Consider the following 15082-nt stretch of genomic DNA (forward strand, 5'->3'; position numbering starts at 1 on the left):
CATTTCACCCCTTACAGTTCAGGTTTTGCTTTATGATGGTCTGTCGCTTGTTCGAATGCATGAGCGACGCGGTATACAGTGCTCTCGTCAAAGTGTTTTCCGATGATTTGCAGGCCGAGCGGAAGTCCGTCAGCAAATCCGCATGGCACGCTGATTCCCGGAACGCCGGCAAGGTTGACCGGAATCGTTAAGATATCGTTAGCGTACATTGTGAGCGGGTCCTTCGTGTTTTCACCGATTTTAAACGCAGGTGTCGGTGTAGTTGGTCCAACAATGACATCATATTTCTCAAATACGTCTTCGAAGTCTTTCTTAATCAAAGTACGCACTTTTTGCGCCTTTTTGTAGTACGCATCATAGTAACCTGAGCTTAAAGCGAACGTTCCAAGCATGATACGGCGTTTCACTTCATTTCCGAAGCCTTCAGCGCGCGTTTGCTTGTAAAGGTCGATCAGGTTTTCCGCATTGTCCGTGCGGTATCCGTAGCGGATGCCATCAAAACGTGCAAGGTTGGCAGACGCTTCAGAAGAAGACAGCAGGTAATACGTCGCAAGCGCGTATTTACTGTGCGGAAGAGATACTTCTTCCCATGTAGCGCCAAGGCCTTCTAGAACTTTGAGCGCTGCAAGAACAGATTCTCTCGCTTCTTTGCCGACGCCTTCGCCAAGATATTCTTTCGGAACCGCGATTTTCAATCCTTTGATATCGCCAGTTAATGAAGAAAGAAAATCCGGAACGTCTACATTTGCGCTTGTAGAGTCCATTTTATCAACACCTGAAATGGCTTGCAGCAAGAATGCGTTGTCCTCAACCGTACGTGTAATCGGCCCGATCTGGTCTAATGAAGACGCAAATGCGACCAATCCGTAACGGGATACGCGTCCGTATGTAGGCTTTAATCCGACAACGCCGCAGAAAGAGGCCGGCTGGCGGATGGAGCCGCCTGTATCAGAGCCAAGAGAAAACGGAACTTCTCCCGCAGCAACTGCAGCCGCAGATCCGCCGCTTGAACCGCCGGGAACCGTATCTAAGTTCCAAGGATTTTTCGTCAGCTTGTAAGCTGAGTTTTCTGTTGATGACCCCATGGCGAATTCGTCCATGTTCAGTTTTCCGATTGTGACCGCTTCAGCTTCTTGAAGGCGCTGAACGACAGTTGCGTCGTAGATCGGGTCAAAGTTTTCAAGAATTTTGCTGGAGCAAGTCGTGCGCAGCCCTTTTGTTACGATATTATCTTTTACGCCGATCGGCATCCCAAAGAGAAGACCATGCTCAGAACGGCTGTCAACCGCCTCATCGAGCTCCTTCGCATACGCGCGCGCTTTTTCTTCATCTAATGCCAAAAAGGCTTGTACCTTATCATCTACCGCTTGAATGCGTTTATAAGATTCATCGATCAGGTCAGAAATCTTAATCTCTTTTTTATGTATGAGCTGTTTTAATTCTGTGATTTTGTGATCAAATAATGACATTCTTGTGTCCCTCCTTTAGTCCAGAATTGATGGCACACGAATATAGCCGTCTTTGTGGTCAGGCGCATTTTTCATGACATCCTCAACCGGAAGACCTTTACCCGCTTCATCTTCTCTCATGACATTTTTCATTTTCAGCACGTGAGTTGTAGGCTCAACATGGTCTGTGTTGACTTCATTCAGCTCCTCGGCAAATGAAATGATGCTGTCAAGCTGTTCAGTGAACATTTTTGCTTCTTCTTCAGTAATCGCAAGTCTTGCAAGATGCGCAACGTGCTTTACTTCTTCTATTGAAATTCGTGACATATGATCCACCTCCACATATTTCTCCGTTAAGTCATATAATACTGATCATATCAAAAACAAGCCCTTTAAAGCAACAAAACGCCTTGGGGCGGGCCTGTGTTTTCGAGACAATACCCTATATATTTTATACTAAAAAGAGGCGAAGGAGAAACGAAATATTTTTCTGAAAATTTTTACTTTAATTATTTTTGAAAGCGTTTTAATCTTTATTCCCTTCTAGGTTTGCCCCGGTATTTCCCGCTGACCGTCTATGTTTCATCGCTTGAATGGGTGGGAATACTTTGTTAGGTTAAGTTACCAAGTGCACCTGCAAAAGAATGTCTTTTGTGTCGCACTTGCGCCAGGCTGCTTAACTGGCACCATCAATTTGAGAGGTGATGCAAAATTATTAGAATTGAAGAGAGGGTAAAACGTGAGTATTGAAATTATTATTTCTTTAGGAATTTACTTTATTGCCATGCTGTTAATCGGCTGGTATGCATTTAAGAAAACCACTGATATCAACGATTACATGCTTGGAGGAAGAGGCCTTGGGCCATTTGTTACTGCTTTGTCTGCCGGAGCGGCGGATATGAGCGGATGGATGCTGATGGGTGTTCCCGGCGCGATGTTTGCGACAGGGCTGTCAACCTTATGGCTTGCTTTAGGTCTTACAATCGGGGCGTACTCAAACTACTTGCTGCTGGCTCCAAGGCTGCGTGCTTATACGGAAGCGGCGGATGACGCGATTACGATTCCTGATTTCTTTGATAAACGATTCCAGCATTCTTCATCACTGCTGAAAATCGTATCTGCTTTGGTCATTATGATCTTTTTCACATTGTATACCTCTTCCGGTATGGTATCTGGCGGACGGCTGTTTGAATCTGCTTTTGGCGCGGATTACAAATTAGGCTTGCTTCTGACTACCGGTGTTGTCGTATTGTACACACTATTTGGCGGTTTCCTTGCTGTCAGTCTGACTGACTTCGTGCAGGGTGCGATCATGTTTGCAGCACTAGTGCTTGTGCCGATCGTTGCTTTTACCCATGTGGGCGGCGTTGCTCCGACTTTCCATGAAATCAGCGCTGTTAACCCGAATTTATTGGATATCTTTAAAGGCGCGAGCGTCATTAGCATTATTTCCTATTTAGCCTGGGGCTTAGGCTACTACGGCCAGCCTCATATTATCGTCCGGTTTATGGCCATTAAAAACATTAAAGATTTAAAGCCTGCGCGCCGAATCGGCATGAGCTGGATGATCATCTCAGTTCTCGGTTCCGTGCTGACGGGTTTAATCGGTGTTGCTTATGCCCATAAATTCGGTGTTGCTGTAAAAGATCCGGAGATGATATTCATTATCTTCTCTAAAATCTTGTTCCACCCTTTAATTACAGGATTCTTATTGTCAGCTATTTTGGCTGCGATCATGAGTTCCATCTCCTCACAGCTTTTAGTAACAGCAAGTGCTGTGACAGAGGATTTATACCGGACATTTTTCAGACGAAAAGCTTCCGATAAAGAATTAGTAATGGTCGGGCGTCTGTCCGTCTTAGTGATTGCTGTTATTGCGGTTCTCTTATCCTTGAATCCGAGCAGCTCCATTCTTGATTTGGTCGGATACGCGTGGGCCGGCTTCGGTTCAGCTTTCGGGCCTGCGATTCTGCTCAGCCTGTATTGGAAGCGGATGAACGAATGGGGCGCGCTTGCTGCGATGATTGTCGGGGCTGCGACCGTGTTGATCTGGATTACAACCGGCCTGGCAAAATCAACCGGTGTGTACGAAATCATCCCTGGGTTTATCCTCAGTATGATTGCCGGCATTATCGTCAGCATGATCACAAAGCGGCCTGCAAAAGCATCTTACCGATTATTCGGTGTCATGGAAAAACTGTTAAAACGCAAAAAATAATCAAAAAGCCATCAAGCGCTGCTTGGTGGCTTTTGTGCCCTTGTTTTGCGATAAATACTGTGAGAAAATCATATTTATTTAAAAACACCATAGATAAGGGGGAAGTTGCTGTTGAGCTGGTATATTGATCCTGACATTTTATTAAAATTAGGCATTGCCACTTTGATTGGCATGGTCATCGGGCTGGAGCGCGAGCTGAAGAATAAGCCGCTCGGGTTAAAAACCTGTATCGTTATCGCCGTCAGCTCATGCATGCTGACGATCGTCAGTATTAACGCGGCATATCATTTCCCTAAATACTACCGCATCATGATGGACCCGCTGCGTCTGCCGGCGCAAATCATCTCCGGCGTCGGGTTTATCGGCGCAGGTGTCATTTTGCGGAAAAGCAACGACGTCATTTCCGGCTTAACCACATCGGCTATGATTTGGGGTGCGGCAGGACTCGGGCTTGCTACCGGAGCGGGATTTTATAAAGAAGCCTTTGCCAGCCTTCTGTTCATCCTGATCAGCGTTGAATTTCTTCCGTGGGCGGTCAGAAAAATCGGTCCAGACCGTCTGCAGGAAAAAGACATCCGCATCAGAATGTCACTTTCTGATAAAGACAAAATGACAGAGATCTTAAAAGAAATGAAAAGAAGAAACATTAAGACACACTCCGTCCGAATCGATGACCTTCATGAAAAAGAATTTCCGATCATGGAAGTCAAAGTCCGTGTTCATAAAAACAGATATACGACCGATGTCTACTATGATATAAAAGACATTGAAGGTGTCGTCGGCGTGAAGTGCGATACATTATAAAAGCCAATGGGGCATTATATCCCATTGGCTTTTTTCGTTCTAGACGAGCTTAGAAAAATCAAATTCTGTGATCGGCGTGCGGTTTTCTATATCCCTTCTGAAACCGGCCAGCATTTCTTTTTCTTCTGCGCCTATTGAGTTAAGATCAAACATTTGATGCAGCAGTCCGTATATCAGCATGTGACGCAGGCGGAGAAAATCAGGTATTCTTTTCAGCCACGAAGCATCAAGATTATTTTCCTCTCTGTATCCGTTCATAAAGTGCATCATAAATTCCTCTGTAAACACGGCTTTATTTTCATATGGAACGACCGGGTACCACAGCACATTATAAAGGAGAATGCTGATATCATTGACAAACCAATTGTATCCGATGTCATCAAAATCAAATGTTGTAATTTTCCCTTGGTCCCAGTTAAAATTGCCATGGTGGAGGTCTGCATGAACCAAGCCGTAGCTGTCCCTGCTTTTTGGTAATTGGCGCAGTTCATTCATTAGCTCATCCGCCTGCTGAAACACCTGTGTCTGGTCTTCCGGCACGTATTTTCTAAGCATCAGCTGCTCTTCTTCATCCCACTCCTGTCTTTTAAAAGCAGGATTTTTGAGCTTGTAGCTTTTTGTCAAGCTGTGCATTTTCCCTGTGTATCTGCCAAGCTCAAAAAATAGGGTTTCATTCCAGTCGGATTCGTCCACTTTGTGCCCCGGCGCCTTCTCATAGGCTCGCAATAAAAATGCTCCGCCGTTTCCGTCAGGGACTTCTTCAATCTCTGTGCCGTTTAGCGACGAAATCGGTTTTGCGACTGAAAGCCCGCCTTCATCCAGATGACGGAGCCATTCCATTTCACCCATCATATAATCAGCCGACCTGCGAATTGTATGGGTAACCTTTAAAATATAAGGTTCATTATCTTTTATAAACTCATATACATAGTTTTCGGCATCAGCCAGAAAACGCACCTGATTTCTTGAAAAACCGTATCTCCCCGCAGCCTCTGCCAAAACCTTCTCCTCACGAAATACTTTCTTGATTTCTTTATGCACGTTTATCTCCCTTTCTATGCCTTTGATTTCTTCTATTGTTTTTACACGATTTCCAGCATCAACATACCCCCATTTGGTTTTTGTTTCGGCAGAAGCGGAAATGATTGCGGTTTCCTTATACTGTTAATTGTAACACAAAAAAACCCTCGAGCCTTAATTGGCACAAGGGTTTTGCATGTTTATCAGTCATAAATGTGAACAGTCGGCTCTTTATCGCCAGCATCGCGGAGAATGACCGCTTCCTGTCCGTCTGAGGATGTAATATCCACTTCGAGATCCAGTGAGCTCTTTGAGTAGTAGTCCATGACTTCACCCGTTAAGAACTGGGTAAACGCGACGACTTCACTCTTTCCGTAGAATTGCATCGGAATTTCAATTTTCATTTTCTTCATTTCATCGTTTTCATACAGGGCCGTTCCGACAACACCTGTGTAGTTCGGGAAGTAGTTGTCAATTGAGTTTTTAAACCGTTTAAAAACTTCAGTATCATCAGGATATTTCTCTGCAGTGCTCGTATCGGCCGGATAAAAGACGTATTTTTCATTTACATCGTCCCAGTTTGAAATATCAGAGGAGCCTGCTTTGACTTCTGTTTTGGCGATAAAATTGCCGGGAACGATTGATGTTTTGGACGCCTGTTTGTAAAGCGCAATCGTAATCGGCACATTTTTCAGGTTGTCTTTTTTGCGAAGGCGGTTAATGACCTCCTGCGCGATTTTTTCTCCCTGTTTACGGAGTGTGCTGTTATCAATCTCCACTTCTTTTTGAGGGTCGCCTGTTTTTTCACGGTAGTAATACACTGAATTTAACGCCAAGCCGATCATAACGCCGCCAAGCTGGATGGAATTCTTGTCTTTTCTGACTAAGTAATCATGTTCCAGCATAGAAGCTAAATAAACCGGACTGCTTTCGTTTTTCTCTTCAGTTGAACCAGAGCTAGGGAGTGCTGGGTTCAGACCCTCGTTTTTAAAGTTTTTATCTTCTTTTTGGGCTTTTTTCAGATCAGAGCCTGTTTTTTTCCGAGCCAGCCAGCTTAATACTGTATCTTCATCTAAGTATTGTCCTTCTTGGAACAGATAATCGTCTGTCGAGAAAGAGTCCTGGGCAAGGCGCATCAGCCCCGTTTCAAACTCATCAATATCAAGTCTTGTATTCAGCTGTTCCGTTGTCAGGCCGCGTGCTTTCCCCGCCTTAAACGGAAGCACCATTTTGTAATAGGAGTCAGAGATATTGTATTTCGGGATAATCGCTTTTTCTGACGATTTCGCCGTTTTTTGCGTAATCTCTTCCTCCTTCTTCCCCCCAAAACCTGACGAACAGGCAGACAGCATTAACACTGCCGCCGTTGCCGCCATTACCAACGTCTTTTTCAATAGAAAACACTCCTCTTATTTCTTTAGCTCTCCCATTAACTGTTCTTCATTCCACACTTCAATGTTCAGCTCTTGCGCTTTTGTCAGCTTGCTTCCCGCCGCTTCTCCGGCGATGACCAAGTCTGTGTTTTTGCTGACGCTTCCAGTCATCTTTCCGCCGAGCGCTTCAATTTGCGCTTTCGCTTCGTTTCTTGACAGCTCTTCCAGCTTTCCTGTCAGAACGATGGTTTTGCCTGCAAAATAGGAATCGCTGTCCTCTGCTTTTACTTTTTTCGGACCTTTATAAAGTGTGTTTACGCCCAGCTCCTCAAGCTCTGCCAAAAGCTCGAGCATTTCTTCTTTATGGAAATAGGTGATGACTGCGTCAGCCATTTTTTCACCGATTTCATCTATTGCGAGAAGCTCCTCTATGGTGGCTTTTTTCAGATTATCCAGGCTTTCAAAGTGCATGGCGAGCGTCTTTGCAGCCTTCGAGCCGATAAAGCGGATGCCAAGGCCGAATAACAGGCGCTCTAATGAATTTTCCTTCGATTTCTGTATAGAGCTGATCAGGTTTTCAGTTGATTTTTCGCCCATGCGTTCGAGCTGAATCACCTGTTCCTTCGTCAGCTTATACAAATCTGCCACATTTCGGACGAGATTCTCCTGAAACAGCTGTGTGATGACTCGTTCGCCAAGCCCGTCAATGTTCATGGCATTGCGGGAGACAAAATGAATCAGACCTTCTCTGATTTGTGCAGGGCATTCAGGATTGATGCAGCGAAGTGCCACTTCTCCTTCAATGCGGACGAGTTCACTGCCGCATTCAGGGCATTCTGTCGGCATGCTGAATTCCTTTTCTTCCCCTGTCCGCTGTTCAACGAGAACGTTCACGACTTCAGGAATGATATCTCCCGCTTTTTTGACGACTACCTTATCCAAAATCCGGATATCTTTCTCTCTAATTAAATCTTCGTTATGAAGGGATGCTCTTGAGACCGTTGTCCCGGCTACTTTTACCGGCTCAAGAATCGCGGTCGGCGTAATCACACCCGTTCTTCCGACATTTAATTCGATATCGAGAAGCTTTGTCACGACTTCTTCTGCAGGAAACTTATACGCTATGGCCCAGCGCGGGCTTTTCGCCGTAAAACCAAGCTCCTCCTGCTGATCAAGGGAATCCACTTTGATGACGATGCCGTCAATTTCATACGGGAGATCGGCTCGTTTCGCCTGAATGTCATCGATCATCGCAATGACTTCTTCTATGCTGCCGCATTTTTTCCGTTCCTGGTTCGTTTTAAAGCCGATGTCGTCGAGAAAATCAAGTCCTTGGCTTTGTGTCTCCACACCCATTTCGTCAAGCTCCGCTATACTGTAGACGAAGATATCGAGATTTCGTTTCGCCGCAATTTTAGGGTCGAGCTGTCTGAGTGATCCCGCAGCGGCATTGCGTGGATTTGCGAAGGGTTCTTCCTCGTTTTTGATCCGTTCTTCATTGAGCGCTTCAAACGAACGCTTCGGCATATACGCCTCTCCTCGCACTTCAATCGAAAGGCTGCGTTTCATTTTGAGCGGAATAGTGCGGATCGTCTTCAGATTTTCCGTAATATCCTCTCCCGTCGTCCCATCGCCTCTTGTGGCGCCTCTGACAAAATAGCCGTCTTCATAACGGAGAGAAACAGCAAGACCGTCTATCTTCAGCTCCACATTATACGCCACATCATCACCCACGGCCTGTCGCACACGGCGGTCAAAGTCGCGGAGATCGTCAGCATTAAACGCGTTGCCCAGACTGAGCATCGGCGTGCCGTGAGTGACTTTTTGAAACGCATCAAGCACAGCGCCGCCGACACGCTGTGTAGGAGAATCAGGCGTTCTGAGGTCTGGATGCTCCTCCTCAATCGCAATCAGCTCCTGCATCAATCTGTCGTATTCGGCATCCGGGACGCTCGGTTCATCTAAGGTGTAATATTCATAGCTATACTTGTTGATGGTGCGGCGCAGTTCTTCTGCCCGCTGCTTCGCTGTTTCTTTGTCCATCTGCTTCTTCCTTTCCTCTTCAATTACTGCTTTTCAATTGGCGCGAATGCCGCTAACAGGCGTTTCACACCGATCGGGCTTGGGAAGGCAATATCGAGTTCGGTCCCTTCTCCTTCGCCTTTCACGCTGACAACGGTTCCTGTGCCCCATTTTTTATGCCCGGCTTTATCTCCGACAGCCCAGCTTAGGGTATCGCCGCCTGTTTTGCTTGCGTAGGACACCGGACGGGAAACAGGGCCGCGTCTCGGCTGCATTTTTCTCGCAGACGGCGCTCTCGTTTCTTTTTTCTCATTTAGGTTTTCCAATAAATCATCTGGAATTTCACCGATAAAGCGTGATTCCGGGTTCATGTTTGTTCTGCCAAACAACGTGCGCATTTTTGCGTTGGTCAGATAAAGCTCCTGCTCAGCTCTTGTAATGCCCACGTAAGCGAGACGGCGTTCTTCTTCCATCTCTGCTTCTTCCATCAGTGAACGGCTGTGCGGGAAGACGCCTTCCTCAAGTCCCATAAGGAAAACCACCGGGAATTCCAGTCCTTTTGCGGCGTGCAGCGTCATCAGCGTGATCGCATCCGTGCCGCCGGATTCTTCCTCTTTCTGGTCGAGCTGGTCGATATCAGCGATCAGTGCCAAATCAGTCAGGAACGCAACGAGTGTTTTGTCTTCGCTTTTCTGTTCAAAGTTTTTCGTTACAGACAGGAACTCGTCGATGTTTTCTAAACGGCTTTGGGCTTCAATTGATTTTTCAGCCTTCAGCATTTCTCTGTATTCGGTTTTATCGAGAATTTCTTCGGTCAGCTCGGTAATTGATAAATAGTCCTGCATGTTTGTCAGGTTCTCAATCATCTGTCTGAAGCTGTCGAGCGCGTTTGCTGCCTTGGCGCTGACGCCAATGAAATCAACCTGCTGAATCGCTTGGAATAGTGACAAGCCGTTCATCGCGGCATATGAAGCGATTTTTTCAAGCGATGTGGCGCCGACCCCGCGCTTCGGCACATTGACAATACGCGTGAAGCTGATGTCATCATCCGGATTGGATACGAGACGCAGGTACGCGAGGATGTCTTTGATTTCTTTTCTGTCATAGAACTTTGTGCCGCCGACAATGTTATAGTTCAGGCCCGCTTTGAGAAGCGTTTCCTCAATCACACGGGATTGGGCGTTTGTCCGGTACAAGATGGCGATATCCGACAGCTTCCGTTTGCCGGAGTTATGAAGCTCATAAATCTTCCCGGCAACAAATTGTCCTTCACCGAATTCATTGTCTCCGCGGTAATAGGAAATTTTAATTCCTTCATCGTTTTCCGTCCATAGATTTTTCGGCTTTCGGTTTGTATTGTTTTGGATCACTTCGTTGGCCGCGCGCAAAATCCGTTTTGTCGAACGGTAGTTTTGTTCAAGCAAAATGACGCTGGCATTCGGATAATCCTTTTCAAAGGAAAGAATGTTGGCAATGTCCGCCCCGCGCCATCTGTAGATGGACTGGTCGGAGTCGCCGACAACACAAAGGTTTTGGAAACGCTCCGCCAGCTGCTTCACGAGCATGTATTGCGCTCTGTTCGTATCCTGATACTCATCGACGTGGATGTATTGGAATTTGCGCTGATAAAACTCAAGCACTTCCGGAATACGGTCAAACAGTTTAATGGTCGTCATAATTAAGTCGTCGAAATCAAGCGACTGGTTTTTCAGCAGTTTTTTCTGATAATCAGTGTATACATCGCTGACGACCTGATCATAGTAGCCGCCGGCAACCTTAGAAAATTCCTCAGGTTCGGTTAATTCGTTTTTCGCACTGCTGATCGTGCCGAGGATGCTCCTCGGATCAAATTTTTTCGGATCGAGGTTGCGTTCCTTCAAAATTCCCTTGATGACTGAAAGCTGGTCAGCCGTATCAAGGATTGAGAAATTGCGGTTGATCCCGATGCGGTCGATATCTCGGCGCAAAATCCGCACACACATGCTGTGGAACGTGGAAATCCAGATATCATCCGCCCCGGGCCCGAGAATGCTTTCCACACGTTCTTTCATTTCTCTGGCCGCTTTATTTGTAAATGTGATCGCCAGAATGTTCCACGGCGCCACATGCTTTTCCGCCATTAAGTAAGCGATTCTGTGCGTCAGGACACGCGTCTTTCCGCTTCCCGCTCCCGCCATCAGCAGCAAAGGCCCGTCCGTTGTTTTGACAGCTTCCTGCTGAACGGGGTTTAATCCGCTTAATAGTTGATTGCTAATGTAATTCAAAATTCGTCACCCGCCTATACAAACATATGTTCTATCATAAACCAAATCCGTACATTTCGCTACTCGCCTTTGACAGCCGCTACTGTCTTCAGCGCTTCATCAAAATCCTCATACACAGCGTTGCCTACCACAATGACATCCGCGTGCTCGGCATACTGTTTCGCCGTCTCCGCATCTTTAATGCCGCCTCCGTAAAACAGGGTGGACGTTTCCAATACAGCCTTCGTTTTCTTCACGGCTTCTATGTCCCCAAGAGCGCCGCTGTATTCCAGATAAAAAATCGGAAGCTGCAGCAGTTCAGACACGCGCGCATAGGCGATGATATCGTCATGATTCAAATTGGTGTCCGCCTCCGTTAAAGCCGCGGCTTTGCAATCAGGATTTACGATACAGTAGCCCTCCGCCACGATTTCTTCCATCGCCATCAGTTCTCCATATTCCTTCATGGCTTTCTGATGCATTCCGACAATCCAATCCGGATTTTTGCTGTTTAATACACTCGGAATAAAATATAAGTCAAAGCCAGGGACAATCGCTTCAATCGCAGACACCTCAAGGACACACGGCACCAAAAACCGTCTCACCTGAGACAGCATCCGCAGGACATTATCCTCCGTTACACCGTCGCTTCCTCCGATAATAACCGCATCAGTCCCTGACTCACAAAGCATCTCCAGCTGTTCATCAGGCAAATCTTTATTTGGATCGAGTTTAAAGACATGCTTCCACTCCGTTACATCGTACACGTCATCCGTTCCTCCATTCGTTTCTTACCATTTAAACATTATAACAAATTCACATAGCGCGGAAAAACGGAAAAAGCCGTCATTCTCTTTATTCACTGAAAAAGGTGTTTTGATTCTATTTCCGCAGAAAAAAAGCGGCTGTTCCGCTCTCTTTTTATAGAAAAAACACAGAAATATTTTCTATTGTTTGGAAACGCCCCAACAGTGGAAATGGTTACATAAAAAAGGGAGGCTGACAGATGGAATACATCATTATTGCACTTATTGCATTTATCATCGGGATCATCGTTATCCCCATCGCATTGTTTGTCTGGATCTACATAAAGGACGAAAAACAGCAGGAGCATGCAATCCTCCGCAATTATGCTGTCATCGGAAGGTTTCGCTATATTTTTGAAAAAATCGGACCGGAGCTGCGGCAGTATTTATTCAGCAATGACAATGAGGAACAGCCTTTTTCACGAAAAGAATATGAGCAAACAGTCATATCAGGAAAATACAAAAGCAGAATGATGGGGTTCGGATCGGTAAGAGATTTTGATCAACCGGGCTATTATATCCGAAACGCCCTTTTCCCAAAGCAAAAAGAAGAATTGCGTGTGGGCCAGTCTCCGAAAATCGAAACCCACATCTATAAAATCGATTCGGACAATCTGTTCAGACGCAGCGAACATGCCGAACGTATCAAGGCTGATCCGTATTTTCTCCATCCTGATGATGTTCAAGTCATCGGCGGGAGTACATGCGAAAAGCCTTTTTATGTGAAGGGATTAGTCGGTCAATCCGCCATGAGCTACGGTTCACTTGGAGAGCGCGCCATTACGGCGCTGTCAAAAGGGCTGCACCAGGCGGGCGGCACTTGGATGAATACCGGTGAAGGCGGATTGTCTGAGTATCACTTAAAGGGAGGTGCTGATATCATCTGCCAAATCGGCCCCGGTCTATTTGGCGTACGCAATAGAAAAGGGGAATTTTCGTGGGAGGAATTTAAAAAGAAAAGCCGGCTAGATCAAATTAAAGCGTTTGAGCTGAAGCTCGCACAAGGAGCCAAAACCCGCGGCGGACATGTGGATGGCGCTAAAGTATCAGAAGAGGTGGCAGACATCCGGAATGTCGAACCCGGAAAGTCAATCGACAGCCCAAACCGCTTTCATGAATTTTCAAGCGCGCCTGAAATGCTGGATTTTATTGAAAAGCTGCGAAACGTCGGTCAAAAGCCGGTCGGCATTAAAATTGTTGCAGGCCAGCCTGATGACTTGCATGAGCTTTTTTCTTATATGCAGAAAAGCGGAAAACATCCTGATTTTATTACGGTAGACGGTAGTGAAGGCGGTACCGGCGCTTCCTTCTATGAGCTTGCCGACACAGTCGGCCTCCCGATTATGACGGCGCTCCCTATCGTTGATACGCTGCTCAGACAATACGGCTTGCGTGACCGTATGAAACTTTTTGCTTCCGGAAAGCTGCTGACCCCTGACAAAATCGCGGTCGCTTTAGCTCTGGGCGCTGATTTTGTCAACATTGCACGCGGCATGATGTTTTCAGTCGGATGCATCCGCGCCCTCGTATGCCACACCAACACATGCCCGGCAGGCGTTGCGACAACAGATCCAAAGCTGCAAAAAGCGCTGAGCGTTGAGGAAAAACAGCACCGCGTCTGCAACTACGTCATTTCGCTGCGTGAGGGGCTGTTTAATCTGGCCGCAGCAGCCGGGATCGATTCGCCGGTTCATTTTTCCAAGGAGCATGTTGTCTATCGAAAAGAGGATGGCAGCACAGTTGACATCGACAATCTGATTGAGAAAATTGTTTCATAAAAAAAACGCCCCTTGCCAGACGGCAGGGCGGTTTTTTATTTGGAAGAAGACTCTGTTTCATTCTCCTTCACACGGTCAAGCGCCATTTCATATGCGTCATTTCCATAATTTAAGCATCGTTTCACTCGGGAAATGGTCGCTGTAGAAGCGCCTGTTTCTGTTTCAATTTTATGATACGTGTTTCCTTCGCGGAGCATACGCGCCACTTCAAGGCGCTGAGCCAGCGATTGAATTTCGTTAATTGTGCAAAGATCATCGAAGAACCGATAACATTCCTCCAGGTCTTTCAGCGATAAGATCGAGTTAAATAACTGGTCCAGTTCTTTGCCGCGTAATTTATCGATTTGCATCGTTACACACCTTCTCCTTTACTAATGGAAGCCGCATCGAGATCAGGCACGATATTTATCCATGTCTTTCCTGGCACAAACGGCAGCCATTTGCCGTCTTTTACCGGCACAATTCTTCCGTTTACATTTTTCCAGTCTGCTTCAATGACGTTTCCGTGCTGAAACAGCAGACCTTTACCCCCTGATTCTATGTCGATGTCACGCCTTCCATCTTGGTCAATAGTATGATGGCTGGCTTCAACAATGAAAATATTTTGCATTGCAACCGGCTTTCCGGTCTCCCGGTCTGTCGTCATGACACCATCAGAGCTTCTCGTATAAGCTTCAGTTTTTTTATCATAGTTGTATTCGACAAGATTTGTAACGTTTTTTGTTCCATAATCTACCCGAACATTATAAGATTCATTTACAGGTTTTGCATCTGATGTTTGAAACAGCATTGGATCTGTTTTCTGCTTCAGCTCATATCCCTTTTGTTCAGCCGCCTTTTTTATGTACTGATAAGACGTGTAAGAATTGTGGGGCGGTTCGCTGAAATCAGCTCTCCAAAATAAGCTTCCGTCAAAATCCAATCCATTAATATAATCGGCAGCTCCGGATTCCAGCTGCTCCTTGGCGCCGGGACTCCAGCCGTGATGGACAAATATGCTGTCAAAACCGTTGCTGAGAGTGACGAAATATTCCCGCGCACTCCGCACAGGTCCGACAGTTTCAGGCATCTGGCTTTGAAAAATGGCCAGAAACCTTGTGATTTGGCCTTCGGCAAGCGCTTCTATGACAATGTCGGCTTTAGACAGTCCTGATTGCGGCCTCGCCTTCGGGTGATTGTTCACCATGACAGCAACAGGCCTGCGTTCAGTCACCTTCTGTTCAGTCTCCAGTCCCGTCAAAGGAGCTTTCAGCTTCTTTGTGTGATCAGGGACAGCGTCCTTCTGCTGGCAGGATACTAGCAGGAAAAACGCGAAACACAGTACGCAAACTGTCATCCATTTTTTCATATGTCGGCTCCCCGCTCTTTTA

Annotated in this window: 12 protein-coding genes; 3 read left to right on the top strand and 9 right to left on the bottom strand. The window is 46.3% G+C overall.

All coding sequences use genetic code 11. The features are described 5' to 3' along the window. Window positions 1-11: 11 nt before the first annotated feature. Entirely contained in the window at window positions 12-1469 is a 1458-nt protein-coding gene (gatA, locus tag ACQVGS_RS18560; protein WP_491830344.1) for an Asp-tRNA(Asn)/Glu-tRNA(Gln) amidotransferase subunit GatA, read from the bottom strand. A gap of 15 nt (window positions 1470-1484) precedes the next feature. Beyond that, window positions 1485-1775 (bottom strand): Asp-tRNA(Asn)/Glu-tRNA(Gln) amidotransferase subunit GatC, encoded by a 291-nt coding sequence (gene gatC, locus ACQVGS_RS18565; RefSeq protein WP_024120463.1) that lies wholly within the window; start codon window positions 1773-1775, stop codon window positions 1485-1487. A 412-nt stretch (window positions 1776-2187) separates the two neighbouring features. Here gatC and opuE point away from each other — a divergent pair, with 412 nt between their 5' ends. Both opuE and ACQVGS_RS18575 read left to right on the top strand, forming a co-directional pair. Next, entirely contained in the window at window positions 2188-3666 is a 1479-nt protein-coding gene (opuE, locus tag ACQVGS_RS18570; protein WP_103672132.1) for a proline transporter OpuE, read from the top strand. Between the two features lie 105 nt (window positions 3667-3771). Next, window positions 3772-4470 (top strand): MgtC/SapB family protein, encoded by a 699-nt coding sequence (locus tag ACQVGS_RS18575; RefSeq protein WP_081638247.1) that lies wholly within the window; start codon window positions 3772-3774, stop codon window positions 4468-4470. Window positions 4471-4509: 39 nt separating this feature from the next. On the opposite strand, the gene ACQVGS_RS18580 is transcribed toward ACQVGS_RS18575, so the two are convergent. From ACQVGS_RS18580 to pcrB, 5 genes are all read right to left on the bottom strand, one after another. Continuing rightward, window positions 4510-5517, bottom strand: coding sequence for a phosphotransferase enzyme family protein (locus ACQVGS_RS18580; RefSeq protein WP_474393798.1), 1008 nt, complete (start codon window positions 5515-5517; stop codon window positions 4510-4512). Between the two features lie 176 nt (window positions 5518-5693). Next, the gene (locus ACQVGS_RS18585; protein WP_024120459.1) at window positions 5694-6884 is read right to left on the bottom strand and encodes a CamS family sex pheromone protein; all 1191 of its coding nucleotides are present in this window, start codon (window positions 6882-6884) and stop codon (window positions 5694-5696) included. Between the two features lie 15 nt (window positions 6885-6899). Beyond that, window positions 6900-8906: an NAD-dependent DNA ligase LigA gene (gene ligA / locus ACQVGS_RS18590; protein WP_101861345.1), complete on the bottom strand. Its 2007-nt coding sequence runs from the start codon at window positions 8904-8906 to the stop codon at window positions 6900-6902. 23 nt (window positions 8907-8929) lie between these two features. Next, the gene (pcrA, locus tag ACQVGS_RS18595; RefSeq protein WP_127695792.1) at window positions 8930-11149 is read right to left on the bottom strand and encodes a DNA helicase PcrA; all 2220 of its coding nucleotides are present in this window, start codon (window positions 11147-11149) and stop codon (window positions 8930-8932) included. Window positions 11150-11208: 59 nt separating this feature from the next. After that, window positions 11209-11895, bottom strand: a complete 687-nt coding sequence (pcrB, locus tag ACQVGS_RS18600; protein WP_127695794.1) for a heptaprenylglyceryl phosphate synthase — start codon at window positions 11893-11895, stop codon at window positions 11209-11211. Window positions 11896-12134: 239 nt separating this feature from the next. Between pcrB and ACQVGS_RS18605 the strand changes: the two genes are divergently transcribed. Further along, a complete protein-coding gene (locus ACQVGS_RS18605) occupies window positions 12135-13712 on the top strand; it encodes an FMN-binding glutamate synthase family protein (protein ID WP_491830349.1) in 1578 nt (525 codons plus the stop codon). 35 nt (window positions 13713-13747) lie between these two features. On the opposite strand, the gene ACQVGS_RS18610 is transcribed toward ACQVGS_RS18605, so the two are convergent. Next, a complete protein-coding gene (locus ACQVGS_RS18610; RefSeq protein WP_014479070.1) occupies window positions 13748-14062 on the bottom strand; it encodes a YerC/YecD family TrpR-related protein in 315 nt (104 codons plus the stop codon). Between the two features lie 2 nt (window positions 14063-14064). Next, window positions 14065-15060, bottom strand: a complete 996-nt coding sequence (locus tag ACQVGS_RS18615) for a DUF3048 domain-containing protein (RefSeq protein WP_326230340.1) — start codon at window positions 15058-15060, stop codon at window positions 14065-14067. Window positions 15061-15082: the final 22 nt, after the last annotated feature.

The sequence above is a fragment of the Bacillus sp. SD127 genome, from assembly GCF_058566445.1.

Bases quoted from the DNA above. Each gene is read 5' to 3' on its own strand.
- gatA (WP_491830344.1), bottom strand. From the start codon at position 1,469: ATGTCATTATTTGATCACAAAATCACAGAATTAAAACAGCTCATACAT.
- gatC (WP_024120463.1), bottom strand. From the start codon at position 1,775: ATGTCACGAATTTCAATAGAAGAAGTAAAGCACGTTGCGCATCTTGCA.
- ligA (WP_101861345.1), bottom strand. From the start codon at position 8,906: ATGGACAAAGAAACAGCGAAGCAGCGGGCAGAAGAACTGCGCCGCACC.
- ACQVGS_RS18605 (WP_491830349.1), top strand. From the start codon at position 12,135: ATGGAATACATCATTATTGCACTTATTGCATTTATCATCGGGATCATC.
- ACQVGS_RS18610 (WP_014479070.1), bottom strand. From the start codon at position 14,062: ATGCAAATCGATAAATTACGCGGCAAAGAACTGGACCAGTTATTTAAC.
- ACQVGS_RS18615 (WP_326230340.1), bottom strand. From the start codon at position 15,060: ATGAAAAAATGGATGACAGTTTGCGTACTGTGTTTCGCGTTTTTCCTG.